27 protein-coding genes are annotated in these 26,006 nt (G+C 62.6%); 16 read left to right on the top strand and 11 right to left on the bottom strand.

Annotated elements, in window-relative coordinates; translation table 11 throughout:
* Nucleotides 1–341 precede the first annotated feature (341 nt).
* The 7 genes from ROG8370_RS01205 to ROG8370_RS01175 all read left to right on the top strand — a co-directional run bounded on the left by ROG8370_RS01205 (nucleotide 342) and on the right by ROG8370_RS01175 (nucleotide 7,829).
* The gene (locus ROG8370_RS01205; protein ID WP_085825252.1) at nucleotides 342–1,934 is read left to right on the top strand and encodes an ABC transporter substrate-binding protein; all 1,593 of its coding nucleotides are present in this window, start codon (nucleotides 342–344) and stop codon (nucleotides 1,932–1,934) included.
* Between the two features lie 69 nt (nucleotides 1,935–2,003).
* Nucleotides 2,004–3,122 (top strand): M24 family metallopeptidase, encoded by a 1,119-nt coding sequence (locus ROG8370_RS01200; RefSeq protein ID WP_085825251.1) that lies wholly within the window; start codon nucleotides 2,004–2,006, stop codon nucleotides 3,120–3,122.
* A complete protein-coding gene (locus ROG8370_RS01195; RefSeq protein WP_085825250.1) occupies nucleotides 3,116–4,123 on the top strand; it encodes an ABC transporter permease subunit in 1,008 nt (335 codons plus the stop codon). The genes ROG8370_RS01200 and ROG8370_RS01195 overlap by 7 nt, the downstream gene beginning before the upstream one ends.
* Nucleotides 4,123–5,040, top strand: a complete 918-nt coding sequence (locus ROG8370_RS01190) for an ABC transporter permease subunit (RefSeq protein ID WP_073194143.1) — start codon at nucleotides 4,123–4,125, stop codon at nucleotides 5,038–5,040. The genes ROG8370_RS01195 and ROG8370_RS01190 overlap by 1 nt, the downstream gene beginning before the upstream one ends.
* 4 nt (nucleotides 5,041–5,044) lie before the next feature.
* Nucleotides 5,045–6,022 (top strand): ABC transporter ATP-binding protein, encoded by a 978-nt coding sequence (locus ROG8370_RS01185; RefSeq protein ID WP_085825249.1) that lies wholly within the window; start codon nucleotides 5,045–5,047, stop codon nucleotides 6,020–6,022.
* Nucleotides 6,019–6,990 (top strand): ABC transporter ATP-binding protein, encoded by a 972-nt coding sequence (locus tag ROG8370_RS01180; protein WP_085825248.1) that lies wholly within the window; start codon nucleotides 6,019–6,021, stop codon nucleotides 6,988–6,990. The genes ROG8370_RS01185 and ROG8370_RS01180 overlap by 4 nt, the downstream gene beginning before the upstream one ends.
* A complete protein-coding gene (locus ROG8370_RS01175; protein WP_085825247.1) occupies nucleotides 6,987–7,829 on the top strand; it encodes an aspartate dehydrogenase in 843 nt (280 codons plus the stop codon). Before ROG8370_RS01180 ends, ROG8370_RS01175 begins: the two co-directional genes overlap by 4 nt.
* Nucleotides 7,830–7,835: 6 nt before the next feature.
* Here ROG8370_RS01175 and ROG8370_RS01170 read toward each other — a convergent pair whose 3' ends face one another.
* Entirely contained in the window at nucleotides 7,836–9,449 is a 1,614-nt protein-coding gene (locus ROG8370_RS01170) for a GMC family oxidoreductase (RefSeq protein WP_085825246.1), read from the bottom strand.
* A gap of 37 nt (nucleotides 9,450–9,486) precedes the next feature.
* A complete protein-coding gene (locus tag ROG8370_RS01165) occupies nucleotides 9,487–10,383 on the bottom strand; it encodes a LysR family transcriptional regulator (protein WP_085825245.1) in 897 nt (298 codons plus the stop codon).
* Between the two features lie 125 nt (nucleotides 10,384–10,508).
* Between ROG8370_RS01165 and ROG8370_RS01160 the strand changes: the two genes are divergently transcribed.
* The 8 genes from ROG8370_RS01160 to ROG8370_RS20450 all read left to right on the top strand — a co-directional run bounded on the left by ROG8370_RS01160 (nucleotide 10,509) and on the right by ROG8370_RS20450 (nucleotide 17,491).
* The gene (locus tag ROG8370_RS01160; protein WP_245827131.1) at nucleotides 10,509–11,039 is read left to right on the top strand and encodes a flavin reductase family protein; all 531 of its coding nucleotides are present in this window, start codon (nucleotides 10,509–10,511) and stop codon (nucleotides 11,037–11,039) included.
* Between the two features lie 16 nt (nucleotides 11,040–11,055).
* Nucleotides 11,056–12,528, top strand: coding sequence for an aldehyde dehydrogenase (locus tag ROG8370_RS01155; protein WP_085825244.1), 1,473 nt, complete (start codon nucleotides 11,056–11,058; stop codon nucleotides 12,526–12,528).
* Between the two features lie 14 nt (nucleotides 12,529–12,542).
* Nucleotides 12,543–13,601 carry an LLM class flavin-dependent oxidoreductase gene (locus ROG8370_RS01150; protein ID WP_085825277.1) on the top strand — a complete coding sequence of 353 codons (1,059 nt, stop codon included), beginning with the start codon at nucleotides 12,543–12,545 and terminating at the stop codon, nucleotides 13,599–13,601.
* Nucleotides 13,591–14,187: an amino acid synthesis family protein gene (locus ROG8370_RS01145; protein WP_085825243.1), complete on the top strand. Its 597-nt coding sequence runs from the start codon at nucleotides 13,591–13,593 to the stop codon at nucleotides 14,185–14,187. The genes ROG8370_RS01150 and ROG8370_RS01145 overlap by 11 nt, the downstream gene beginning before the upstream one ends.
* Entirely contained in the window at nucleotides 14,188–14,985 is a 798-nt protein-coding gene (locus ROG8370_RS01140; protein ID WP_085825242.1) for an alpha/beta fold hydrolase, read from the top strand. It begins immediately after the preceding gene.
* 259 nt (nucleotides 14,986–15,244) lie between these two features.
* A complete protein-coding gene (locus ROG8370_RS01135; protein ID WP_085825241.1) occupies nucleotides 15,245–16,186 on the top strand; it encodes a sulfurtransferase in 942 nt (313 codons plus the stop codon).
* A 7-nt stretch (nucleotides 16,187–16,193) separates the two neighbouring features.
* Nucleotides 16,194–17,321 carry a YeeE/YedE family protein gene (locus tag ROG8370_RS01130; protein WP_085825240.1) on the top strand — a complete coding sequence of 376 codons (1,128 nt, stop codon included), beginning with the start codon at nucleotides 16,194–16,196 and terminating at the stop codon, nucleotides 17,319–17,321.
* Entirely contained in the window at nucleotides 17,318–17,491 is a 174-nt protein-coding gene (locus ROG8370_RS20450) for a hypothetical protein (protein ID WP_170925149.1), read from the top strand. Before ROG8370_RS01130 ends, ROG8370_RS20450 begins: the two co-directional genes overlap by 4 nt.
* A 54-nt stretch (nucleotides 17,492–17,545) precedes the next feature.
* On the opposite strand, the gene ROG8370_RS01125 is transcribed toward ROG8370_RS20450, so the two are convergent.
* The 4 genes from ROG8370_RS01125 to ROG8370_RS01110 form a co-directional block, all read right to left on the bottom strand.
* Nucleotides 17,546–18,718: a peptidoglycan DD-metalloendopeptidase family protein gene (locus ROG8370_RS01125; RefSeq protein WP_085825239.1), complete on the bottom strand. Its 1,173-nt coding sequence runs from the start codon at nucleotides 18,716–18,718 to the stop codon at nucleotides 17,546–17,548.
* A gap of 81 nt (nucleotides 18,719–18,799) precedes the next feature.
* Entirely contained in the window at nucleotides 18,800–19,456 is a 657-nt protein-coding gene (locus ROG8370_RS01120; RefSeq protein ID WP_085825238.1) for a protein-L-isoaspartate(D-aspartate) O-methyltransferase, read from the bottom strand.
* Complete coding sequence (surE, locus tag ROG8370_RS01115) at nucleotides 19,453–20,235, bottom strand: 5'/3'-nucleotidase SurE (protein ID WP_085825237.1); 783 nt, start codon at nucleotides 20,233–20,235, stop codon at nucleotides 19,453–19,455. Before surE ends, ROG8370_RS01120 begins: the two co-directional genes overlap by 4 nt.
* 77 nt (nucleotides 20,236–20,312) lie before the next feature.
* Complete coding sequence (locus ROG8370_RS01110) at nucleotides 20,313–20,966, bottom strand: SDR family NAD(P)-dependent oxidoreductase (RefSeq protein WP_085825236.1); 654 nt, start codon at nucleotides 20,964–20,966, stop codon at nucleotides 20,313–20,315.
* A 110-nt stretch (nucleotides 20,967–21,076) separates the two neighbouring features.
* Between ROG8370_RS01110 and ROG8370_RS01105 the strand changes: the two genes are divergently transcribed.
* Nucleotides 21,077–21,607: a GNAT family N-acetyltransferase gene (locus ROG8370_RS01105; protein WP_085825235.1), complete on the top strand. Its 531-nt coding sequence runs from the start codon at nucleotides 21,077–21,079 to the stop codon at nucleotides 21,605–21,607.
* On the opposite strand, the gene ROG8370_RS01100 is transcribed toward ROG8370_RS01105, so the two are convergent.
* The 5 genes from ROG8370_RS01100 to radA form a co-directional block, all read right to left on the bottom strand.
* A complete protein-coding gene (locus ROG8370_RS01100) occupies nucleotides 21,588–21,851 on the bottom strand; it encodes a type II secretion system protein N (RefSeq protein WP_085825276.1) in 264 nt (87 codons plus the stop codon). The genes ROG8370_RS01105 and ROG8370_RS01100 overlap by 20 nt on opposite strands.
* Before the next feature lie 155 nt (nucleotides 21,852–22,006).
* Complete coding sequence (gene purF, locus ROG8370_RS01095; RefSeq protein ID WP_139838012.1) at nucleotides 22,007–23,461, bottom strand: amidophosphoribosyltransferase; 1,455 nt, start codon at nucleotides 23,459–23,461, stop codon at nucleotides 22,007–22,009.
* Nucleotides 23,462–23,587: 126 nt separating this feature from the next.
* Nucleotides 23,588–24,034: a DMT family transporter gene (locus ROG8370_RS01090; RefSeq protein WP_085825233.1), complete on the bottom strand. Its 447-nt coding sequence runs from the start codon at nucleotides 24,032–24,034 to the stop codon at nucleotides 23,588–23,590.
* Between the two features lie 8 nt (nucleotides 24,035–24,042).
* Entirely contained in the window at nucleotides 24,043–24,603 is a 561-nt protein-coding gene (locus tag ROG8370_RS01085) for a CvpA family protein (protein WP_085825232.1), read from the bottom strand.
* A gap of 26 nt (nucleotides 24,604–24,629) precedes the next feature.
* Entirely contained in the window at nucleotides 24,630–25,994 is a 1,365-nt protein-coding gene (gene radA / locus ROG8370_RS01080; RefSeq protein ID WP_085825231.1) for a DNA repair protein RadA, read from the bottom strand.
* Between the last annotated feature and the right edge of the window lie 12 nt (nucleotides 25,995–26,006).

The raw sequence follows: 26,006 nt of genomic DNA, 5'->3' as shown, positions 1-26,006 counted from the left end.
GCAATGGCTCTGGACTTACAACAATGAGCGCCCCAACATGGGCATCGGCGGCATAACACCCGCTATGAAACTGAAAACAGCTGCGTGATTTCTACGGCTGGACCCCATTGAAAATGGGGGGATTACCGATGGTCTCCGACAAACTCGGGGCGATTCAATCTGACCGCATGTGGCGGCCTTTTTCGAAGCCATGGGGGCGAAAGGTGGCGCGACGTAAAGTACGGGGTCATCGCGTATTTCAAAAAATCGGTTTCTTTTCCGTAAACAGCCATGCAGTGTAGGGGCATGCCGGGCCGCAAGAGTCCGTCAAAGATAAATCTACAACAACAGGAGATAGAGGTATGTCTTTCAGACTTTCACTATTCGCAGGCGTCGCCTGTGCCGCTTTGGGGGCATCGGCCGCCTCGGCGCAATCGCTGGTCTATTGCTCGGAAGGGTCGCCCGAGGGCTTTGACCCGGCGCTCTATACCGCCGGGACGACCTTTGATGCGTCAAGCCACCCGATCTATAACCGCCTGACCGAATTCAAGGTAGGCACAACCGAGGTTTTGCCCGGTCTCGCCGAAAGCTGGACCGTCTCCGAAGACGGCAAGGCGATCACCTTCAATCTGCGCAAGGGCGTCAAGTTTCACTCGAACGCCAATTTCACGCCGACGCGTGATTTCAACGCCGACGACGTGATCTTTTCGTTTGATCGCCAGGGCAACCCCGAGAACCCCTATAATCAGGTGTCCGGCGGTACGTGGGAATATTACACCGGCATGTCGATGCCCGAGCTGGTCAGCAGCATCGAAAAGGTCGACGACTATACCGTCAAGTTCAACCTGACCCGCCCCGAGGCGCCGTTCATTGCCAATATGGCGATGGATTTTGGCTCGATTGTGTCCAAGGAATACGCCGATGCGATGATGGCGGCCGGCACGCCCGAGATGCTGAACCAGGCGCCGATCGGCACCGGTCCCTTCGCGTTCCAAGCCTATCAGAAAGACGCCGTGATCCGCTATCTGCGCAATGACGACTATTGGGGCGACGCGGCCAAGGTACAATCGCTGATCTTCGCGATCACCCCGGATGCAAGCGTGCGCTATCAGAAGGTCAAGGCCGGCGAATGCCACGTCATGGCCTATCCGACCCCGGCGGATGTGCAGGCGATGAAGGACGATAGCGATATCGTGGTGATGGAACAGGAAGGCCTGAACGTCGGCTATCTTGCCTATAACACCAAGGTCGCGCCCTATGACAATCCCAAGGTGCGCAAAGCGCTGAACATGGCGATTGACAAGCAGGCGATCATCGACGTGGTGTTCCAGGGCTCTGGCCAGATCGCCAAGAACCCGATCCCGCCGACAATGTGGTCCTATAACGATGCCATCCAAGACGATGCCTTTGATCCGGAATCCGCCAAGAAGATGCTGGCGGACGAAGGTGTTAGCGACCTGAACCTCAAGATCTGGGCGATGCCGGTGCAGCGCCCCTATAACCCCAATGCGCGCCGTATGGCCGAACTCATGCAAGAGGATTTCTCGAACATCGGCGTCACCGTCGAGATCGTGTCCTATGAGTGGGGCGAATACCTTGATCGCTCGAAAGCCGAGGATCGCGATGGTGCGGTTCTGCTTGGCTGGACCGGGGATAACGGTGATCCCGACAACTTCCTTGCGGTCCTTCTTGGCTGTGACGCGGTTGGCGCCTCGAACCGTGCCCAGTGGTGCAACGAAGAGTTTGACGAGGTGATCAAACAGGCCAAGGTCTTGCCAACGCAAGCCGAACGCGCGCCGCTTTATGAAAAGGCGCAGGTCATCTTCAAGGAACAGGCCCCCTGGGCCACGATCGCGCATTCGGTTGTCTATATGACCATGCGCCCCGAGGTCGAAGGCTATGTGGTTCACCCGCTTGGTGGCCATATCTTCAACCAGGTCGGCCTCTCGCAATAAGCGAGCGGTTCCTCCGGGACAGCGCCGCGCGCGCTGTCCCATCCTTCGCCTTGATGAAAGCGAGGTCGCATGACCGAGGCCCTTTCCACCCGTTTGGCCGACTATGCAGGCGTGGCCGCCGCCCTTGGGGTTGATGCCGTGGCGCTTGTGCCGGGACCGAACTTTACCCGCGCGCTTGGCCATAGTTTCATGAGCCATGAACGCCCGTTTCTGGTGGTGATCCCCGCAAGCGGCAGCGCCATCGCGCCCGCCGCCCTTGTGCCCAATCTCGAACTTGGAAGCTGGAGCCTGGTCGGCTTTGACGGGGTGACCTTCGATTGGCGCGACCAGACCGGATATGACAAGGAATTTGCCGCGCTGACGGCACATCTTGGCCTTACATCGCTTGCGGTCGAAGGACAGGTGATGCGGGTTTTCGTGCATCACGCCCTTATGCAGGCCCAGCCCGGATTGCGGATCATCGACGCCGAGCGCGAGATTTCCGCGCTGCGCATGATCAAGACCGACGATGACATCGCCGCCCTCAAGGCCGCGATCGAGATTTCCGAGCGCGCCCTGACGCGCACGCTCGATCAGATCCGCCTTGGCCAGAGCGAAAAGGATATCGAACGCGCCCTGGTGCAGGCCTTGTTTGCCGAGGGCGCCGATGACCTGTCGTTTCCGCCCATCGTCGCGGCGGGCGATAATTCCGCGCGCCCGCATGCCAGTGCCCGCGCCGATTATGCGGTGCAGGCGGGCGATGCCCTGTTGCTGGATTTCGGCGCCCGCAAGGATGGCTTTGCCGCCGATATCACCCGCACCGTGTTTCTCGATCACGCCAGTGACGAGGCGCGCGCGGTCTATGACACGGTCCTGCGCGCCAACCTCAAGGGATTCGAGGTCACACGTGCGGGCGTCACGGCGCATGCTATCGACGATGCGGTGACCAGCGTGCTTGAGGCCTCGCCCTTTGCCGACCGCATCCGCACCAAGACCGGTCATGGCCTTGGGCGCGATGTGCATGAGGCGCCCTATATCATGCGCGGCAACCCGATGCCCCTGCCGGTCGGCACGGTTTATACCAACGAGCCGGGGCTTTACGAGATCGGCAAATTCGGAGTGCGCATCGAAGACGACGTGCTTGTGACCGAAACCGGCGCGCTCTCGCTCACCACATTCCCCAAGGAGCTCATGGTGCTGAAATGCTGAATTATGTCCTGAGCCGGTTGCTGACCTTCGTGCCCACCTTTATCGGCGTCACGCTGATTTCCTTCATGTTCATCCGGCTGTTGCCGGGCGATCCGATCATCGTCATGGCAGGAGAGCGCGGTGTCAGCCCCGAACGCTATGCCGAGCTTTCCGCGCAATTTGGCTATGACCGCCCGGTCTATGTTCAGTTCTTTGAATACCTTGGCGGGGTGCTTCAGGGCGATCTTGGCACGTCCTTTGTCACCAAGCGCCCGGTCTGGGATGAGTTTTTCACGCTATTCCCGGCCACGCTCGAGCTTTCGATCTGTGCGATGATCTTCGCGGTTGCGCTTGGCTTGCCCGCCGGGGTGATCGCCGCCGTCAACCGCGGTAAGTTCTTTGACCGCGCCTTGATGTCGACCGCGCTTGTTGGCTATTCGATGCCGATTTTCTGGTGGGCGCTTTTGCTGATCATCGTGTTTTCCGGCAACCTTCAGTGGACGCCGGTTTCGGGGCGGATCGACCTTTTGTATTATTTCCCCGATCCCACCGGATTCATGCTGATCGACAGTATCGCATCCGGTCAGAAGGGCGCATTCCTTTCGGCGGTGCGCCATCTTGTGCTGCCGACGATCGTGCTTGGCACCATCCCTCTGGCGGTGATCGCGCGTCAGACCCGCTCGGCCATGCTTGAGGTGCTGGGCGAGGATTACATCCGTACCGCGCGCTCAAAGGGGCTTTCGCCCGCGCGCATCAACGGCATTCATGCCCTGCGCAATGCCCTGATCCCGGTGATCACCGTGATCGGCCTGTCGGTCGGCACCTTGCTGGCCGGGGCGATCCTGACCGAGACGATCTTTAGCTGGCCGGGGATTGGCAAATGGATGGTCGATAGCATTTTCCGGCGTGATTATCCGGTGGTGCAGGGCGGTCTCTTGCTGATTGCGGTCATGGTGATGATCGTGAACCTGACCGTGGATATGCTCTATGGTGTGATCAACCCCAAGATCAGGAAACGCTGATGACCGATACAACATCGAACGAGGGGCAGGGCGCCCCGGTGGATGGCCCCGAACGCCCCGGACAGCTGCGTGAATTCTGGTTCTACTTCCGCGAGAACCGGGGCGCGGTGATCGGCCTTTGGATTTTTGCGGTCTTCGCCTTCCTGGCCCTGTTCGGGCCATGGATCGCGCCGCATGACCCGACCGCGCAGGCCCGCGACTTTACCCTCTTGCCCCCGGCCTGGCAGGAGGGCGGAAGCTGGACCTATGTGCTTGGCACCGATCCGCTGGGGCGCGATATGCTGTCGCGGCTGATCGTCGGGGCGCGCTATTCGTTCTTTGTCGGGGTCGTCGTGGTCACGGTTGCCGCCTCGGGCGGGATCATCATCGGGCTGTTGACCGGCTTTGCGCCGAAATGGGTCGACAGCATCATCATGCGGGTGATGGATATCATTCTGGCCTTTCCTTCGCTCTTGCTGGCACTGGTCCTGGTGGCGATCCTTGGGCCGTCGCTGACCAATGCGATGATCGCCATCGCCATCGTGCTGCAACCCCATTACGTGCGCCTCACCCGTGCAAGCGTGATGTCGGAGCTGCAAAAAGACTATGTCACCTCTGCGCGCGTCGCCGGAGCGGGGCTTGGACGACTGATGTTCGTGACGGTTTTGCCGAACTGTCTTGCGCCGATCATCGTGCAGGCCGCCCTGTCGTTTTCGACCGCCATCCTTGACGCCGCAGCACTTGGCTTTCTGGGGATGGGGGCACAGCCGCCGACACCGGAATGGGGCACCATGCTGGCCGAGGCGCGCGAATTCATCCTGCGCGCCTGGTGGGTCGTGACCTTCCCCGGTCTTGCGATTCTTGTCACCGTGCTGGCGATCAACCTGATGGGCGATGGGCTGCGCGACGCGCTCGACCCCAAGCTGAAACGGAGCTGAGGCCATGTCACTGCTACGCATTCGCAATCTGAGTGTTGATTTCGCCACCGCATCGGGCACCTTTCGTGCCGTCGACGGGGTGGATCAGGACGTCGATACCGGCGAGATCCTCGCCATCGTCGGCGAAAGTGGCTCGGGCAAATCGGTGTCGATGCTGGCGCTGATGGGATTGCTGCCCTGGACCGCCACGATCACCGCCGACGAGATGAGCTTTGACGGCAAGGACCTGCTCAGGATGGACACCCGCGCCAAGCGGCGCATCATCGGCAACGATCTTGCGATGATCTTTCAAGAGCCGATGTCATCGCTGAACCCGTGTTTCACGGTCGGCTGGCAAATCAAGGAATCGCTGCGCCATCACCTTGGGTTTGACCGGCGCGCGCGCCACGCCCGTGCCATCGAGCTGTTTGAACAGGTCGGCATCCCCGACCCCGAAAAGCGCCTCGCGGCCTTTCCGCACCAGATGTCGGGCGGCATGAATCAGCGCGTGATGATTGCCATGGCGATTGCCTGCAAGCCCAAGCTCTTGATCGCGGACGAGCCGACAACCGCGCTTGACGTGACCATTCAGGCGCAGATCCTTGATCTCTTAGCCAGCCTGCGTGACGAGACCGGCATGGGCCTTGTGCTGATCACCCACGACATGGGCGTCGTCGCCGAAACCGCAGAGCGCGTGAGCGTGCAATACGCCGGTCAGAAGGTCGAGGAACAGCCGGTCGTCGATCTTTTCGCCACCCCGCATCACCCCTATACGGCGGCGCTTCTGGATGCTCTGCCGGAGCGGGCGACGGACAAGTTTCTGCCGACCATCCCTGGCGTGGTGCCGGGACAGTTCGACCGCCCCAAGGGGTGCCTGTTTTCGCCGCGCTGCAAGTTTTCCGATGCAAAATGCAAGGCCACGCCGCCGCCGCCGCTTGGCGCCGATCTTGGCTTTGCGCGGTGTTTTCATCCCGTCAACTCTGACGAAAGGATTGCATCATGACCGATCCGGTGATGCAGGCGCGCGCGCTTGAGCGCCATTACAACGTCGGCGGCGGGCTGTTTGGCAAGACGCGGGTTCTGCGGGCGGTCGGCGGCGTCGATTTTGATCTCACCCCCGGCAAGACCCTTGCCGTCGTCGGCGAAAGCGGCTGTGGCAAATCCACCTTGGCGCGCATGGTCGCGATGATCGAAGAGCCGACCGAGGGCACGCTGAGCCTTGATGGCAAACCTGTGCTGCCGGAGGATTGGGCCGATCTGCGCAAGTCGGTTCAGATCGTGTTTCAGGATCCCTATGGCTCGCTCAACCCGCGCCAGCGGATTGGCGCGATCCTTGAAGAGCCGCTGATCATCAACCGCAAGGAGATGAGCAAGCAAGACCGTCAGGACAAGGGCCGCGAGATGCTGCGCCTTGTCGGGCTTCGTCCCGAACATTATGACCGCTATCCGCATATGTTTTCCGGCGGTCAGCGCCAGCGGATCGCGATTGCCCGCGCGCTGATGCTCGACCCCAAGGTGGTGGTGCTCGACGAGCCGGTCTCGGCGCTTGATCTGTCGATCCAAAGCTCGATCCTGAACCTCTTGCGCGAGCTGCAGGACCGTCTGCATCTGGCCTATCTTTTCATCAGCCACGACCTGAGCGTGGTGCGCCATGTGGCGGATGATCTGATCGTGATGTACCTCGGGCGCGCGATTGAAAAGGGGCCCAAGGCGGATGTGTTTGCCAACCCGCTACACCCCTATACCAAGGCGCTTTTGTCGGCCACGCCGCGCACCACGCCGAATGCGGCCAAGGAGCGGATCAAGCTGATTGGCGAACTGCCCTCGCCGATGGCGATTCCCGATGGCTGCCCCTTCGCGCCGCGCTGCTGGAAGGTGCAACCCGATTGCCGGGCCAAGGTGCCCGCGCTTAGCGGCGGCGCCCATGGCGCGGCCTGTTTCTACCCCGAGGGCGAGGCGGCTGGCGATTGAGCAGGTCAGGCCGGGATGCGCAAAAAGGGCAGGGCACGAAGGTTGGCATCGCAGGCACCGGCGCAATCGGTCTAAGGGTGGCGCGCGCCCTTGATGCGGGCGACATCCCCGGCTTTCATCTTGCCGCGATAAGCGCGCGCCGGTCCGAGCGCGCCGCAGAGGTCAACAGCGCGCTTGCCACGCCGGTGCCGGTGCGTGATTTCGCGGGCTTGGCCGAGCATTGTGATGTCATCATCGAATGCCTGCCGCCGCAGCTTTTCCCCGAGATCACCCGCCCGGTCCTTATGGCCGGCAAGACCCTGATCGTGCTGTCGGCAAGCCAGCTATTGCAGCATGGCGACCTTATTGATCTGGCAGAGGAAAATGGCGGCAAGATCATCGTGCCGTCGGGCGCCATGCTGGGTCTTGATGCGCTCAAGGGGGCGGCGGTGGGCACGATCACCTCGGTGAGCATGACAACCCGCAAGCCGGTCGCCGGATTGCAAGGCGCGCCTTACCTTGTCAAGAACGGCATCGAGTTGAGCGGCATCACAGAGCCGGTCTGCATCATGTCCGGCAGCGTCTTGGAGATCGCCCGCGAGTTCCCCGCCAACGTCAATGTCGCCGCCGCGATAAGTCTGGCCGGGCTTGGCCCCGAGCGCACCACGCTTGAAATCTGGGCCGACCCAAAGGTGACGCGCAATGTTCACAGCGTAACCGTGACCTCTGACAGTTCCGATTTCACCATGTCGATCGAGGGGCGCCCGAGCGACGAAAACCCCGCCACCGGGCGGATCACCGCGCAAAGCGTGATCGCCCTGTTACGGCAAATGACGGCGACCCTGCGCATCGGCACCTGAGGCGCGTTAAATCCCGCTCAGGATAAGGTCGGCGGCGCGATGCGCCAGCATCATGGTCGGCGCATTGGTATTGGCCGAGGTGACATTGGGAAAGACCGAGGCATCAATCACGCGCAAGCCTTCGACGCCATGCAGGCGCAGGTCCGGGTCAACCACCGAGGTGGCCGGATCCGCCCCCATCCGACAGGTGCCGACAGGGTGAAACACCGTGCCCGAACGGTGGCGGAAATCTTCAAGGATAGCGGCATCGTCCATCTCGCGCAGATCGGGGCCCATGGCCGATTGAACAAGTCCCATCAGGGCCGTGCTTGTTATCAGACGCTGACACAGACGCCCGCCCGCGATCACCTGCGCGCGGTCCTCTTCGGTGGCCAGCGAATTGGGCCGGATCAGCGGCGCCGCCGCCGGATCATTGGCTCGAAGGTCGATGCGCCCGCGACTTGTGGGGCGCGAGGGCTGAAAGCCAAGGATGAAGCCGGGAAACGGATCGGGCTTGATCACGCTGCGGGTGCCGTCGGGGGTGGTGGTATAGGTCACCGGGTTGAAATAAAGCTGCTGATCGACCCGGTTGAGGCCCGCGCTTGAGCGAAAATAGCCGCCGCATTGATTGACCGAAAGCGCCAGCGGCCCGCGCCGTGTCAGCGCATAGCGGATGGCCGCGCGCACCTTACCCAGAATCGGCGCCAGCTCGTTGTTGAGGGTGCGTTCGGTGGCGCGAAAGTAATAGTTGATGCCAAGGTGATCCTGAAGATTCCCCCCCACATGCGGCGCATCCATGAGCGGCGTGATTCCGAGCGATTTCAGCTGCTCCGCCGGGCCGATTCCCGAAAGTTGCAACAGGCGCGGCGAGGTGACGCTGCCGGCCGAGAGAATGATCTCACGCCCCGCGCGCACGGTTTTGTGCGCGCCACGGTGGTGATAGTCAACCGACACCGCGCGCCGCCCGTCAAAGCCGATCCGCGCGACCAGTGCGCCGGTGACAAGCGTCACATTGGCCCGCCTGAGCGCCGGTTTGAGAAAGGCGCGCGCCGAAGAATTGCGCCGCCCGTCACGGGTGTTGATCCGGTAGATCGCCGCGCCTTCGGGCTCTGCTCCGTTGATGTCGTCGCTGAGCGGCAGGCCGACTTCGCGCGCGGCGGCAAAGAAGTGGCGGCTGACCGGGTGGATCTGATCCGACACATCCTGCACATGCAGCGCGCCGCTGCCTCTGCAATCCCCATCCGGGGCGACCTGGGTTTCCATCGCCTCATAGACCCTGCGCACCGCGTCCCAGCCCCAGCCGGTGGCGCCCGAAGCCTCCCAATCGTCAAAATCATGCGGCAGGCCGCGCGCATAAACGAGCGCGTTGATCGACCCCGACCCGCCGACGCCCTTGCCGCGCGGCCAATAGGCGCGCCGCCCGCCGAGGGTCTCTTCGGGTTCGGCCTCGTATTTCCAGTTCACGCGACCATCAAAGAAGGTCTTGCCATAGCCAAGCGGCAGCGCGATCCAGGGCGAGCGGCCGCGCCCGCCGGCCTCTAGGATCAGAACGCTGTGGCGTCCGCTCGCACTCAGCCTCTCGGCCAGAACACAGCCTGCCGATCCTGCCCCGATGATGATGAAGTCATAGTTTTCCGTCATTGCCGCCCGCCAATCTGAGGGTGTCACGGTACAAGCGTTACAAACTCGGATTTACCGGCGAAAGCGAAAAATGCCTGTGCGCCGCCAAGGCCGCGTCATTTTCCCAAAGCCGGGCCACCAAGGGCGTGAACCAGTCCCAGTTCTGTGCCGCCGTGTCATTGACGATCAGGTATTTCTTACGGGTATAGACCGGGGCCTCGGTCAGCTCGTGCAATTGCCCGTTCTCGACATGCGCCGCCGCCAAGGCGCGCGGCAAATAGGCGGAACCGCCCCGGTCAAGCAGAAACTGAAGCGCCCACCACGAGCTGTCAAAGCTGATCCGCGCGATGCCGGCATCATGATAGCTCTCACCATGGCTGCGCCGATAGTCTTCGCCGTGATCCACAAAGACGTAAAACGGATCGGCCTTGATCGGCGTCTCGGCGCGGTCGGAATAAAGCACAAGCTCTTCAACGGGCAGCGGGTGCACGGTCTGCGCGCCGTGGGTCACGGTCTCATAGGTCAGAATCACATCGACCATCCCCGAGGCAAGCCATTCTTCAAGGTCGCGCGCATTGCCCTGATGCACCGAGACCGCCATTTCCGGGTGCCCCGAGACAACCCCGTCAAAAAATGCGCGCCCCGGCCCGTGCCACAGCTCGCGGTCACAGCCAAACGTACAAACCGAACTCAGCCCCGCAGGCAGGCCCGTTTCATAGCGCGCTTGCCGCCATAGGCCGTTGATAACACGCGCATATCGCAAAAGCTTGGTGCCCGCAGGCGTCAGGGTCGTGCCCGATTTCTGACGGTTCAGAAGTTGTTGACCAAGCTCATCCTCAAGCGTCTTGAGGCGCGCGGTGACGGTGGATTGCGTCACATGAAGCTTTTGCGAGGCGCGCATGAGGTTGCCGGTATCGACAATCGCCAGAAAGGTTTGCAGGGCGGTCAGGTTCATAACGGCGCTCTCAATTCGAATTTATTGCACATATTCAGCAAAACAATTCGTTATCAAGAATTGAAATAATATGCCAGTCTGGGATCAACCTTTACCAAGGCATTCAATTTTCGAAAGGAAACGCGATGTTGCAAGAAACCAGACCACTTGTAGAGCGCGACCGCTTTGTTGGCGCGATGCGCCGGGTTGCGGCCTCGGTGACGGTGGTCACGACCGACGGGTCCGCAGGGCGCCTTGGCGCCACGGTCAGCGCGTTTTCCTCGGTCTCGGCCGATCCGCCCTCGGTTCTGATCTGTCTGAATGCGTCAAGCCGGATTGCCGGGGCCGTGCGGGAAAACGGTCGCTTTTGCGTCAATGTTCTGCCCGAAGACGGGCGTGAGATTGCCGACCGCTTTGCCGGGCGTCACGACGCGCAGATCGCGGATCGCTTTTCCGGGGTGAATACCTTTGGCGTGCCGGGGAGCGCGCCGCTGATTGACGGGGCGACCGGTTTTTTCTGTGAGGTCGCGCAATGCGTGACCTCGGGTAGCCACCTGATCGTGATTGGCACGGTGCATGACGTTCTGGATGGCGAGGCACCACCGCTGGCCTGGCGCGAAGGCGGCTATCACAGGGTCGTGCCGACCGGGGCCGCGCATCAGATCGCGGCGGAATAAAAAAGGGGGCAGGGCGATGACTAAAACCTATAAGATGCTGATCGACGGGGCCTGGGTTGCGGCCTCGGACGGGGGCACGTTTGACACGTTCAACCCGGCCACCGGCGCGGTCTGGGCCACCGCCCCCGAGGCCACGGCAGAGGATGTCGATCGCGCCGTGCGCGCCGCGCATCGCGCCTGTTACGAGGGGCCTTGGGCGAGCATGACGCCAAGTGCGCGCGGCCAATGCCTGCGCCGTTTGGGCGATCTGCTGGCCGAGCGCTCCGAGGGGTTGGGTGAGACAGAGACCCGCGATTCCGGCAAGATGTTCAAGGAAACCCGCTGGCAGGCGAAATATATCAGCGAGTTTTTCCACTTTTACGCCGGGGCCGCCGACAAGATCAGCGGCGAGACCCTGCCGATCGACAAGCCCGACATGTTCGTCTTTACCAACCGCGAACCACTTGGCGTGGTGGCCGCCGTCGTACCCTGGAACAGTCAGCTTTTCCTGACCGCCGTCAAGATCGGCCCGGCGCTTGCGGCGGGCAACACGGTGGTGTTGAAAACCAGCGAACACGCCCCCGCCGCGATCCTTGAGTTTGGCGAACTGCTGGCTGAGGCGGGCTTTCCCGACGGGGTTGTCAATATCATCAGCGGGCACGGCGACCCCTGCGGCAAGGCTCTGACCAGTCATCCGCTTGTGGCGCGCATCAGCTTTACCGGCGGGCCGGGTGCGGCGCGCCACGTGTTGATGAACTCGACGCAGAATTTCGCGCAAGTGAGCCTTGAGCTGGGCGGAAAATCGCCCTTCATCGTCTTTGAGGACGCCGATCTTGAAAGCGCGGTCAACGGCTCGGTCGCGGGGATTTTTGGCGCCTCGGGGCAAAGCTGCGTCGCGGGCTCGCGCCTTATCGTACACGAGGATGTGGCGGACGAATTCCTTGCCCGCCTCACCGCCATTGCGCGCAATATCGTGATTGGCGATCCGATGGCGGAGGCAACCCAGATGGGTCCGCTTTGCACCATAGGTCAGATCGAGACCATCGAGCGCGAGTTGGCGAGGGCCGTGGCCGAGGGCGGCACGATCCTTTGTGGCGGCAAGCGCGCGACGGCGGGGCCGCTGTTCTTTGAGCCGACGATTATCGAGTGCCCGAATGCCGATCTTAAAATCGTCGATACCGAGCTTTTCGGTCCGGTTCTCTGCGTGCTGCGCTTTTCCACCGAGGCCGAGGCGCTCGCCCTTGCCAATGCAAGCGAACACGGGCTTGCGGCGGGGATATTCACCCGCGATGGCGCGCGGTCCTTGCGGATGAGCCGCGCGGTGCGCGCCGGGATCGTCTGGGTCAACACCTATCGCGCGATTTCCCCGGTGGCCGAATTCGGCGGCACCAAGGGCTCTGGCTATGGGCGCGAAAGCGGCTTTCAGGCGGTCTATGACTATACCCGGCCCAAAACCGTCTGGATGAACATGTCAGACGCGCCAATCGCCAACCCGTTTCAGATGCGTTGAAAAAGGACAAGACAATGAAATTTCATCTGGCAATCAACCTTGAGCGGCTCGATGCCTCGCTCGACATGAAGGCGGTGCGCGATCACACGCTTGAAATGGTGCAAATGGCCGAGGCCGCCGGGTTTGAAATCGCCTGGGCGGCCGAGCATCACGCGCTTGAGATGACCATCGCGCCGAACCCGTTTCAGATCCTGACGTGGTGGGGCGAGCATACCAAGACGATCCGCCTTGGCGTGGGCGTGGCGAATGCCGCCTATTGGCACCCGATCAAGCTTGCCGGCGAGGCGGCGATGCTTGATCTGCTGAGCGACGGGCGGCTTGAGTTTGGCATCGGTTCCGGCGCTTATCAGCGCGAGTTTGACCGCATGATGCCCGGCCTTGATCAGCGCGACAGCTGGCAATACATGCAGGAATCCCTGCCGGTGGTGCAAAAGCTCTGGGCCGGGGATTACGCGCATGAGGGCACTTATTGGCAGTTTCCCACCGCCACATCCTGTCCCAAGCCGGTACAGGACGAGGTGCCGATCTGGGTCGCGGCGCGCGCGCCGATCACCTTTGATTACGCGGTCGAGCATGGCTGTGACATCATGAGCTGGCCGCTGACCATGCCGTTTTCCGAGGCCGAAGCGTATCGCGCGCGTCTTGATGATGCGATTGCCAAGAATGGCGGGCGCTATGACGGGCGGTGGGCATTGATGCGCCACACCGCGGTCTATGACACCGAAGAGGACCGCAGCGGCGCGATGTCCTCCCTGCGCCGGGTACTCGGGCAATTCGGCAACCTGATGATGAAGCGCGGCGAGGTCGTGAACGGCTTTCCCGACCCGGTGCCTTTGGAAGAGATGGAGGGCAACGCGCGGGTTGATCCCGAGATGCTTGAAGAAAACCTCATGTTTGGCTCGCCCGAGGTGGTGGTAGAAAAGCTTGCTAAATATCAAAAGCTTGGCGTTGATGCCTTTATCTATTACGCCTCGATGGGCATGGATATGGATCAGCAGAAACGCTCGCTTCAACTGTTCATCGACAAGGTGATGCCCGCCTTCGCACAAAAGGAGCTGGCCCATGCCGGTTGAGATCAGACGCACCCTGACGCTGGTGCAAACAACGTTTAAGGAAGGCTTCAAGGAGGTGGCGGAACCCACCAAACTTGTCTCGGCTCTCGCCATCATCCGCAACCCGTGGTTCGGGCGCGGCCATGTCGAGGACTTGGGCCCCGAAATCCGGGCCGCCGGGCCGGTGCTTGGCCAGCTTCTGACCGATATGATCCTTGAGGTGACCGGCGACAGGCTTGAGGGCTATGGCAAGGCGTCAATCGTCGGCATGGGCGGCGAGATCGAGCACGCGCAGGGGCTGACCCATACGCTGTGGTTTGGCAACAAGTTCCGCGATGCGGTCAAGGCCAAGACCTATCTGGCCTTCACCAACACGCGCGGTGCGGCGGGCACCTCGCTCATGATCCCGCTGATGGACAAGGACGACGCCGGGCGGCGCTCGCATTACCAGACGATCCACACCATCGTGCCCGACGCCCCCGCCGATGACGAGATCGTCATGGCGCTTGGCGCCTCGGTGGGCGGGCATCCCAACCACCGGATTGGCGACCGCTACGCCGATCTGCGCGAAATGGGCCATGATCTTGATAACCCGGCGGGGGTCTGAATGGCCGTTTCGGTGGGCGGCACGGCGTTTGATCTGAGCGGCCCCGAGGGCGCGCCGGTTGTGGCGCTGATCCACGGGCTTGGCCTGACGCGGCAGAGCACCTGGGGGGACATTGCCCCGGTTCTGGCGCAACGGTTTCGCGTGCTGTCCTACGATCTTTGCGGGCATGGTCAATCGGCCTTGCCCGCCGATGGCTCTGACCTGACGGTGCTTTCCGAACAGCTTATCGCGTTGATGGATGAGCTTGGGATAGGGCAGGCGGCGCTTGTCGGCTTTTCGCTTGGCGGCATGATCAACCGGCGCTGTGCGATGGATCACGCGGCGCGGGTGTCGGCGCTGGTGGTGCTCAATTCACCGCATGAACGCGGGCTTGCCTTGCAGCAACAGGTCGAGGCCGCCGCGCGCGATGCCGGCGCGGGCGGGCCGGAGGCGACGATTGACGCGGCGCTTGCGCGGTGGTTCACCGCCGATTTTCACCGCGATCATCCCGACGCGGTGGCCGATATCAGGCGCGTCGTGCTGGCCAATGATCCAGCCAATTATGCCCTGCATCGCCGGGTTTTGGCGGAAGGCGTGAGCGAATTGATCCGCCCTAAAGTGGCGATCAGCCACCCGACACTGGTCATGACCTCAGAGCTTGATACAGGCAGCACACCCGCCATGGCCCGCACTATCGCCAGTGAAATCAGCGGCGCAGAGACCATCATCGTGCCGGGGCTCAAGCATCTTGGCCTGATCGAGCGCCCCGAACAGTTCACCGCGCCGATGCTTGAGTTTCTGGCGCTTCGCGCCGGGTAAATCCTGCGCCCGCCCACCGGAGAATTTTCCTCGAGAGGCGGAATTTTCGCGGCCTGTCGGGAGAATGTTCCACTGCGTGGCTCTGAGTGGACTAATATTCGCCATAAGGGCAGCGCAAAGGTCTGTCTGTGCCGGGAGGCGCAGCGCATGGCGAGCGCGGTTCTTTTAAGCTCACCATAAGGTGAAATGCATGCGCGCCACCTTGTTGTTACCCTGTCACAGGCGTAGGTTCTGCGGCAGATAAACAAGGGGATTTACCATGTTCCATACGTTCAAAAATGCCTGCCTTGCCGCCGCCGTGGCGGTTCTTCCCATGGCCACACAGGCCGCCGGTCTTGGCCCGCTGATCGACCCTGCCTCGCTTGACGCGGCGATTGCCGATCAGAACCCTGTCGTGCTTGATATCCGCGGTGGGGCCTTCGAGGAGGGCCATATTCCGGGGGCGGTCTCGGCCTCTTACGGGCAGTTCCGTGGCCCGAGCGACAACCCCGGCTCGCTTGTGCCGCAAGACAAGATGACCGAAGTGCTGCGCGGGCTTGGCATCACCACCGACCGTCCCGTCGTCGTGGTGCATCAGGGCCGCGACCAGACCGATTTTGGCGCGGCTGCGCGGGTCTACTGGACCTTGAAATCAAGCGGCGTCAGCGATCTTGCGATCCTGAACGGCGGCATGAATGGCTGGCTCAAGGCCGGTCTGCGGGTCCAGAAAGGCGCGCCGGAGGCTGTGAGCCCAAGCGATATCACGGTGAATTATTCGCATGAATGGCTCGCCACCCGCGACGAGATCAAGGATATTGTCGATGGCAAAACCTCGGCTGAACTTGTCGATGCGCGCCCCGAAAGCTTTTGGAAAGGCGAGACCAAGCACGCCGCGGCCGCCAAACCGGGCACCCTGCCGCAATCGAAGTATTTCACCCATGACCGCTGGTTCGGCTCGGACGACCCGACCCTGATCAAGCCCGATCTGATCCGCAAGCTGGCGGCGGAAAACGGCTTTGAGCAGGGCGACAAGCTGGTGTCGTTCTGCAACACCGGCCATTGGGCCGCGACCAACTGGTTTGCCCTCAGCGAGGTTGTCGGCATCGACGGGGTGAAACTTTATCCCGAATCCATGGTGGGCTGGTCGCAAAGCGGCTATGAAATGGCCAATGTTCCGGGGCTCTTCCAGAACATGCTGAACAAGATCACCGGTAAATACTGAGGTCAACATGTCCACAACCACCACAACGCTGCCGCCATCGCCCCCTGGTTTCATGTCGCGCAGCCTTGTGTTGGCGGGCGTGGCGATCCTGATCCTAGGCCTCGCCATGGCGGCGGGGCCTCGGTACGGCGCGCTTCTGGCCATCGGAATGGGCTTTGGCCTCGCGCTTGAAGGGTTCCGCTTTGGCTTTACCGGGCCATGGCGGCGGATGATCCTGCATCGCGATGCTTCGGGTCTTCTGGCACAGCTGATCTGTATCGCCATCGTGGCGATGTTTGCCTTTCCGATGATCGCCAACAACGGCGCCGAGATCAAAGGCGCGCATGCGCCGATCGGCCTTGCCATGATCGGCGGGGCCTTTGTGTTTGGCGCCTCGATGCAGATCGTCATGGGCTGTGGCTCGGGCACGCTTGTGAATGCCGGAAGCGGCAATGCGGTGGCGGCGCTTGCCCTGCCGTTTTTCGCCATCGGAAGCTTTGGCGGCGCCTATCACCTGACATGGTGGACATCGCTTGGAAGCCTGCCGGTGGTCGCGCTCGGCGGCACAAGCGGCCTTGCGATCACGCTGGCCGGGCTGGCGGCGATAGCTCTGGTCGCGATTTGGCTTGGCGCCAAGGACAGCTGGCGCATCCCGCGCCGCTATTGGCTGGCGCTGGCGGCATTGGCGGCACTGGCGATATTGCACCTCGCGGTCGCGGGTCAGCCCTGGGGCGTGGTCTATGGCCTTGGCCTCTGGGTGGCCAAAGGCGCGGTTGCCTTGGGCGCCGATCTCTCTGGATCGCCGTTCTGGTCGGCACCGGGCAATGCCGAGAGGGTGGTATCAAGCGTGCTGACCGACGTCACATCGCTCACCGATTTCGGGCTGATCTTTGGCGCGGCCCTTGTGGCCTGGTGGCGCGCGGGGCTTGGCTCGCCGATCGGGGTTTACCCGGCGCGGGCCTGGGTTGCGGTGATCATCGCGGGGCTGTTCCTTGGCTATTCCTCGCGGCTCGCCTTTGGCTGCAATATCGGCGCGTTCTTTAGCGGCATCGGCACCGGCTCGGCGCATGGCTGGGTCTGGTTTGTCGCCGCTTTCGCCGGATCGTGGGTCGGCATCAAGCTTCGACCGCTTTTGGGATTGGAGGCACGCTCATGACTCGCGGGCATGTGGTTTTCATAACCCTCTTGGGGATGGCGGTGTTTCTGGGGCTGGATTTTGCCAATTCCGAACCACTTAACCCTTACGGTGCACCGCCGCTTATGTCGCTTGGCTCGGGCCTCGCGGCCACGGGGGCGCATTGCGCGGCACCGCCGCCGTCAAAGTAAGGCTATCCAAAGACAAAAAGGGCCGACCCTTTTGCAATGAGGCATAGGAATGCCTCAGGTGGGATTGAGATAGCGCATCGGGTCTACGCTATCAAAGCCGTCACGCACCTCAAAGTGCAGCGCCGCACTGCCGTCACGCCGGATCTCGGCAAGCTTTTGACCGCGCTTGACGCTGTCGCCCTTGGCCACGGCAAGACCACTGACGTTGGAATAGACCGTCAAGAGGTTGCCGGCATGCTTGACCACGATGATCGGGATGCCGTTGGTATCCTCGGTGATCGCAGCCACAAGCCCGTCATCGGCGGCCTTGACCGTCGCGCCGGGGGTGGCGGAGATGTCGATGCCATCATTGCGGCCCTTGGCATATTCGCGCACGATATCGCCCTTGACCGGAAAGGCCATACGCCCGGATTTCGCTGCCGTCTGGGTCTTGCTCAGATCGGGGGCGGCGGTGGCCTTGATCGGCGCGGCCTTGGGCACCGTTACCTCATCGGGCAACGGCTTGGTGGCGCTTGGCGGCGTGGGCGTCGGCGAGCCGACCCCCGGCGCGGTCACCAGCGTCGCCTCGCGCGCATCAAAGGGGGCTGCCGCTTCGCCCGGAAGTGCGACCGGGATCAACAGGAACTGGCCCTCGCGCACGGCGAAATCGGGGCCAAGACCGTTCCAGTCGGCGAGGCTTCGGATCGAGACATCGTACAGCCGCGCGATGGTAAAGGCGGTTTCGCCGCGCGCAACCTGGTGGCGCACCGGCTCGACCCCGACGCGGGGCGCCGGCTCAAGGGCAGAGGTTTCGACCTTTTGCGCATCGGCGCGCTGAATGGCGCCATTGGCCAGCGTCGAGATATCCACGCCCGAGGGCGGCTGGATCGGCCCGCCGGTCGGCTCGGCCACGCGGCCGGGCAGGGCGATCACCTCGCCGGGGCGCAGCGGATCGCCGGTTTGAATGCCGTTGAAGCGGGCCAGCTCCTGTGGGTTGGCGCCGATCCGCCTCGCCAGTGTGGCGACCGTATCGCCGCGCTGCGCCACCGCGACCTGATAGCCGGGATAGGAAATGATGCCACGGCTGTCGGGCTGTGGGCGGGCCTGGGTGGCGTTGCGGGCGGCCTCGGCGGTGGAGGGCGCATTGCCAAAGGCACCGCGCAGGTCCAGATCAAGCGGTTGCTCGCAACCGGCCAGGAAAACAGCCATGCCAGCCACAAGCGGCGCGGATCGCAGGAAATGACGCATCTCGATCTATCCTCGTTTGCTGCCCCTTGTTGGCCGGGGCTTGGTTCCTAAACTTATCACTCGTCGGTGCCGAACACCGGCTCAGCCGTCGCGCCCTAGCCCTTCGACAAGGGGCACAAAGCGCACCGGGCGCAATTCGTCATACTCGAACCCACTCTCGTGGCGGGTCACCCGGATCAGCCGCTGCACGGCATCGGACTGACCCACGGGTACAACCATGATACCCCCGATCTTCAACTGCGCCAATAGGGGGCCGGGCGGGTCTTCGGCGGCGGCGGTCACGATGATGCGGTCAAACGGCGCCTGATCGGGCAAACCAAAGCTGCCATCCGCCGTAAGCGCGATGATATTGGTCAGATCAAGCCCGTTGAAAATCTCGGTGGCGTCCTGCACCAGCCGTTTGTGGCGATCCACCGTATAGACCCGGCGCGCCAGAAGGCTGAGGATCGCGGCCTGATAGCCAGAGCCGGTGCCAACCTCAAGTACCTTGTCGCGCGCACTGACCTTGAGGGCCTGTGTCATCAGACCGACAACCGACGGCTGGCTGATCGTCTGACCGCAGGCAATCGGAAGCGGCATATCCTCATAGGCTCGCTCGGCGAAATAGCCGCGAATGAACGGGCCGCGATCGACCTTTTCCATCGCAGTCAGAACCCGCGCATCGGTCACACCTTTTGAGCGCAGCGCGAAGAGAAACTGCATTTTGCGTTCGGCGGTTTCGTCGGCCTCGTCACTCATTCGATGGCTTTCAACTCTTCCAGCGCGTCATGGGCCGTCAGGTCCGCGCGCATCGGCGTGACCGAGATAAAGCCCTTGAGGTTCACATCCGCGTCCGAGCCCGGACTTGTCGGATTTTGCTGCGGTGCGCCGGTGACCCACAAAAAGCGCCGCCCCGAGGGCGCCACGTGCGGCTGAACGCCAAATCCCATATCGCGGCGAAAGCCCTGGCGCGCGGCACGCAGGCCCTTGACCTCGGACGCCGGGACCGGCGGAAAGTTGATGTTGTAGAAAATACCGTAGTCGTCCTTGGTCCAGACGCCCTTATCCAGAAGGGTGCGCAGGGTCTGAAGCCCATGCACGCGCGCGGCCTCGAAGGTATCGTCAAGATCGCGATTGTCCGGCCCGTAATACTGGCTCAGCGCGACAGCGGGCACGCCTTGCAACGCCGCCTCCATCGCGGCGCCGACGGTGCCGGAATAAACCGCGTTCTCGGCCGAGTTGTTGCCCCGGTTGACGCCCGAGAGCACCAGATCGGGGCGCGCCTCCTTCATCACGTCATGCAGGCCCGCCAGCACGCAATCGGCCGGGCTGCCTTCGGCGGCAAAGCGGCGCTCGCCCATCTGGGCGATCATCATCGGGCGGGTATAGGAAATGCAATGGCCGACGCCGGATTGCTCGAACGCCGGGGCCACGGTCCAGACTTCGCCGGACGGCCCGGCAAGGTCGGTGGCGATTTCGTGCAGAACCTCAAGGCCCGGCGCGTTGATCCCGTCGTCATTGGTGATGAGAATGCGCATGATCCTGCCCCCTGCTGCGGTTTATCCCCTGTCTATCCGCGCACCGCCCCAGCGGCAAGCGGGCACTCGCCCATGCGTCAGGAGAGCAGCGCCAAAAGCCGCGCCGCCTCGTCTTTCGGCGCGGCAAGCCTGTCGCGGTCCTCGCCGGGGAAAAACCGGGCGCGGGTGGCGGTGGCCATTGGCGCGGGGCCAAGCACATGCACCTTCGGGCCGGTGCGCACGGTTTCCGCCTGCCAGCTTCGGGCAAGAGCGATTTGCGCGGCTTTGGTTGCGCCGTAAGCGCCAAAGAATTTCTCGCCCGCGTGCGTGTCTTCAAAAAACACCGCCTGACCGCTCTCGCCCAGAAGCGGCGCGATAAACGGAATGAGAATGCCCATCGCGCTCACGTTGCAGGCAACCGATTTGGCCCAGTCGCCCTCGGCAAGCTGACCCGCAGGCATCAGGGGCGCGGCATGCACCGCCGCATGCACCCAGATCGCAATCCCGCCCCAGCGGTCATGGATCGAGCGGCACAGCTGTGCCATGGCATCGGTGTTGGTGATATCCATCGGCGCCAGCGTCGCCTGACCGTCGGCCGCCTGAATGCGGTCATCCAGCTCTTCCAGCGCGCCGGTGGTGCGGCCAACCGCGACCACGTGATGGGTTTTCGCCAATCCTTCGGCGATGGCCGCCCCAAGACCGCGCGAAGCGCCGGTGACAAGGGCGATAGGGGGGGATGTGTTTTCGCTCATGGTTGGGAAATCCCACCAGACCGGGCATAAATCAAGCGTATTCGTTGACTTTATTGCAGATGCCGCGAAAAAGACCGGCCTCATGGTGCTGACAGAAAGGGATTGCGATCATGCGCGCCAAAGATCCGACACTGGCCCCATGCCCGCCGGACATCCGCATTCGCCCCTATGAGCCGCGCGATACGCCCAAAGTGCTGGAGGTATTTCAGACGGCGATCACCCAAGGGGCGGCGCGGTGTTATGATGCCGCACAGCGCGAGGCCTGGGCGGCGGGTCTTGTCGAGGTCGAGGCGATGGCCACGCGATTGACGGGTTTGGAGGTCTGGGTTGCGGTCCGGGCCGAGAGTGATCAGGTGGTCGGCTTCATGACCCTCGCGCCGAGCGGGCACATCGATTTTGCCTATGTCGCGCCGACAGTCATGGGGCAGGGCGTGGCGCAGGCCCTTTACGAGGTGGTTGAACCCCGTGCGCGCGCCGCCGCTCTGGCGCGCCTGATTACCGAGGCCAGCCACCTGGCGCGGCGCTTTTTTGCGTGCCGGGGCTGGCAGGTGGACAGGGCGGCGAGGGTTCAGCGCGCGGGCGTAACCCTGGAAAACTTTGCGATGTCCAAACCACTTGGGATCAAGAATTCGGCAGGCTAAGGCGTTCGCTGTGCCCGCCGCGCGAGAGCATGACCACGCCTTCGCCAATCGCGGTCACGGTCGCCCCGTCAATCGCATCGCCGATGGTCACCCGCTCAACCTTGGACCTACCGATCCGAAAAAGCGCATGCGACATATCCGGCTTGAGCACGGTGCCAAGCAGGGACAGTCGCGCATTGGGCAGCGCATCTTGCGTGGTGGCGGCGGCGAGCGTGGCCTCTGGGGTTTGGGTGGTCTCTGACATGTGTGCCTCGGCGTTGGGTCGCAGGCCGGGCATCTAGTCAAGGTCAGGGGGAATGGAAAGGCGGCATGACGCGCGTCGGCGGAAACATGCCGCATCGCAGCATGCCCGCGCGACTTTTAGCGCAGGGGCATGCTGGAAGGTCTTGGATCAGGGCCTTATTCGGCGGCTTTCAGCTCAAAACCCTGTTCGATCATATCGCTTGGCGCCACCGGGTATTCGCCCGAGAAGCAGGCGTCGCAATATTGCGGACACTTGGAATTGCGCCCCTCGGCCTCGCCCACGGCGCGGTAAAGCCCGTTGAGCGAGATGAACTTGAGACTGTCGACCTGAAGGTGGTCGCGCATTTCATCCTCGCTCATGGTCGCCGCCAAAAGCTTTTCGCGTTGCGGTGTGTCGACACCGTAAAAACACGGCCAGGCGGTCGGCGGGCTGGCGATGCGGAAATGCACCTCTTTCGCGCCGGCATCCAGGATCATTTCCTTGATCTTCCGGCTGGTCGTGCCGCGCACCACGCTGTCATCCACCAGAATGACCCGCTTGCCCTTGATCAGGGCGCGGTTCACGTTGAGCTTAAGGCGGACGCCCATGTTGCGGATCTGCTCTGTCGGCTCGATGAAGGTGCGGCCCATGTATTGGTTGCGGATGATGCCCATGGCGTAGGGAATGCCCGACTCGTGGCTGAACCCGATCGCCGCCGGGGTGCCGCTGTCGGGCACCGGGCAGACAAGATCGGCGTCAACCGGGGCTTCGCGCGCCAACTCGACCCCGATCTGGTGGCGGGTTTCATAGACAGAACGCCCGCCGATGATCGAATCGGGACGCGAGAAATAGACATGCTCGAAGATGCAAAAGCGCGAGGGCACGCGGCGGAACGGATAATGGCTTTGAACACCGTGCATTTGCGAAATCACCACCATCTCGCCGGGCTCGATCTCGCGCACATAGGTGGCGCCGATGATATCAAGCCCGCAGGTTTCCGAACTTAGCACCCAGCCATCGGCGACCTGACCAAGGACCAGCGGACGCACCCCAAGCGGGTCGCGCACACCGATAAGCTCGCTCTGTGTCATGGCAACAATCGAGAAGGCGCCTTCGACCCGGCGCAGGGCGTCTTCCATCCGCTCGGGGATATTGCGCTGAAGCGAGCGCGCCATCAGGTGGATGATGCACTCGCTGTCCGAGCTGGACTGAAAGATCGAGCCGCGCTCGATCAGCTCTTTGCGCAGGGCATTCGCGTTGGTTATATTGCCATTATGGGCAATCGCTGCGCCGCCCATCGAAAACTCGCCAAAGAACGGCTGAACGTCGCGAATCGCGGCGCCTTTGCTGCCGGCGGTGGAATAGCGCACATGCCCGATGGCCAGCGGGCCGGGCAGGGTTTCCATAAGGCTGTGGCGGGTGAAGTTGTCGCGCACATAGCCAAAGCGGCGCACGCTGTTAAAGCCTTGCTCGGCGTCGTGGCTGACGATGCCGCCGGCCTCTTGTCCGCGATGTTGCAGGGCATGCAGGCCAAGGGCGACAAAGTTCGCGGCATCGGTCACGCCGATGACGCCGAAAACGCCGCATTCCTCTTTCAGTTTGTCATCATCAAAAGGGTGCGCGGGGGGCATATGTTTGGGCAAAGCGGTGCAACTCCGAATCCGGTCATTTCGCTTGGGGCCTCTCTTACGCCCTTGGGCGCGCCGTGTCACGAAACTATCACACAATATGGTAGGGCGACGTGTCGTTTGGCCCAGTTAATAGCGCGACAGAATGACCCCACCGGCCACAAGAAGCGCCGCAACAACCCGCGTCGGGGACAAATCGCGCGCCACAAGACCGAAGGCGCCGATGTAATCAAGCAGCAGGGCGGCCACCATCTGGCCAAGGATCAACACCGTGATCGAGGTCAGAACGCCAAGGATCGCCACGCTCCAGAGCGCGGCCCAGACATAGAACGCCCCAAGCGCGCCGCCAAGCAACAGCCATTTGGGCAGGGTGGCGACGCGGGCAATCCCCCCGGCCTCGCCGCCAAGCGCGACAAGCGCCAGAAGCGCGGCAAAACCCACGCCGAACGAGATCGCCGCCGCCGCCAGCGAGCTGTCGATGCTGCGCCCAAGCGCCGAGTTGATCGGCGCCTGAAGCGCGATGGCCACACCGGCCACCGCCATGAAGATCAATGCAAGAAGCGGACTTTGCGGCATCGCCTTGCTTATTGCGGTGTGTCGCAGGCGCCGACAAGCTGTTCATATTGCTCTGTGATCCAGCCAAGTGCCTGTTCGGGATTGCCGTCTTCAACCTTGCCGGTCAGCTTGGCAAAGACCCGCGCCGAGCGGCTGTCGTCGATGATTTCGATGGATTGCGAGGTGATCACCGTTTCGTAGACGAAATAGGCAATCGCGATTAACAGAACGCCGCGCGCCACGCCAAAGACAAAGCCAAGACCCTGATCAATCCCGCCAAGCGCCGAGCGTTGCACCAGCGATGAAAACAGCGGTGTGATCAGCGACGACACGATCAATCCGATGGCGAAAACGGCGGCAAAGGCGGCGATCATGCTAAGCTCGCAACTATCGGCAATGAAATCGCCCACGACCGGCACTTCCTTGACCAGCGGTTCAAACTGCGGGGCAAACAGAAACGCCAGAATGCCCGCCACGACCCATCCGGCAATCGCCAGAGCCTCGCGGACAAGCCCGCGCGAATAGGCCAAGATCGCCGATAAAACGATAAACAGCGCCACGACGCCATCAATGATGGTGAAACCTTCCATTCGTCTCTTCCTGTCCCTTTGGGCGCTTAGCCTGCGCCGAAAATGTCCCCGACAAACGCGGTCAGATCGCCCATATGCGTCAGTTTGAGCCCGCTGTCACCACCCGGTTTTCCACCCGATGGGGTAATCGCGGCTGTGAAACCAAGTTTTTGCGCTTCTTTCAACCTGTTTTCGGTCTGTCCCACCGGTCTGAGCGCGCCAGACAGACTAATTTCGCCAAAAACCACCGTATCGGCCGGAAGAGCCGTGTCTTCGCGCGCACTTAGCAGAGCGGCGGCCACCGCAAGATCCGCCGCCGGTTCGCTGATTTTCAAACCACCGGCAACATTGAGGTAGACATCAAGCCCGGCAAACGGGATGCCACAGCGCGCCTCAAGCACCGCCAGGATCATTGCAAGGCGCGCGCCATCCCACCCCACCACCGCGCGGCGGGGTTGCGAATGCGGCGTCGGGGCGACCAGCGCCTGCATTTCGACCAACAGGGGCCGGGTGCCCTCGATGCCGGAAAACACCACCGAGCCGGGACTTGGCGTGCCGCGACCCGACAGGAATAGCGCCGACGGATTGGAGACCTCGGCAAGGCCCGCGCCGGTCATCTCGAAGACGCCGATTTCGTCGGCGGGGCCAAAGCGGTTCTTGACGCTGCGCAGGATGCGGAACTGATGCCCGCGCTCACCTTCGAAATAAAGCACGCAATCGACCATGTGCTCTACCACGCGCGGCCCGGCGATCTGGCCGTCCTTGGTAACATGGCCGACAAGGATCACGCTGGTGTTGGTGCGCTTGGCAAAGCTGGTCAGCTCATGCGCGGCGGCGCGCACCTGGCTGACGCTGCCGGGGGCGGCCTCGACGGTGTCGGACCACACGGTCTGAATGGAATCGATGATTACAAGATCGGGGCGCTCGGATTCAAGCGTGGTCAGGATGTCTCGCAGCGATGTCGCCGCCGCCAGCTTGACCGGCGCCTCGCCAAGGCCAAGGCGTTGCGCGCGCATGCGCACCTGTGCGCTTGCCTCTTCGCCCGAGATGTAAAAGGTCTTGAGGCCCGCCGCGGCAAAGCGCGCCGCGGCCTGAAGCAAAAGCGTCGATTTGCCGATGCCCGGATCACCGCCCACCAGAACCGCGCTTGACGGCACAAGACCGCCACCCAGAACCCGGTCAAGCTCGCCAATCCCCGAGAGGGTGCGCGGCGGCGGGGTTTCCTCAGTAGAAAGATCGGTCAGCGTCAGGAAGGACCCGCGCTTGACGCCTAGCGACTTGCCCTTGGGCCCGGTCGACAGCGGCACCTCTTCAATGATCGAGTTCCACTCGCCGCAGGCATCGCAGCGCCCCGACCAGCGCGAATGCGTCGCGCCACAGGACGTGCAGGAAAAGGAATTGGATTTGGCCATGCCCGCGTGATG

Source organism: Roseovarius gaetbuli (assembly GCF_900172365.1).
GTDB classification, from domain to species: Bacteria; Pseudomonadota; Alphaproteobacteria; order Rhodobacterales; family Rhodobacteraceae; genus Roseovarius; species Roseovarius gaetbuli.
The sequence above is the reverse complement of the archived record's forward strand: the minus strand, read 5'-3'. Positions and strand labels throughout refer to the sequence as shown.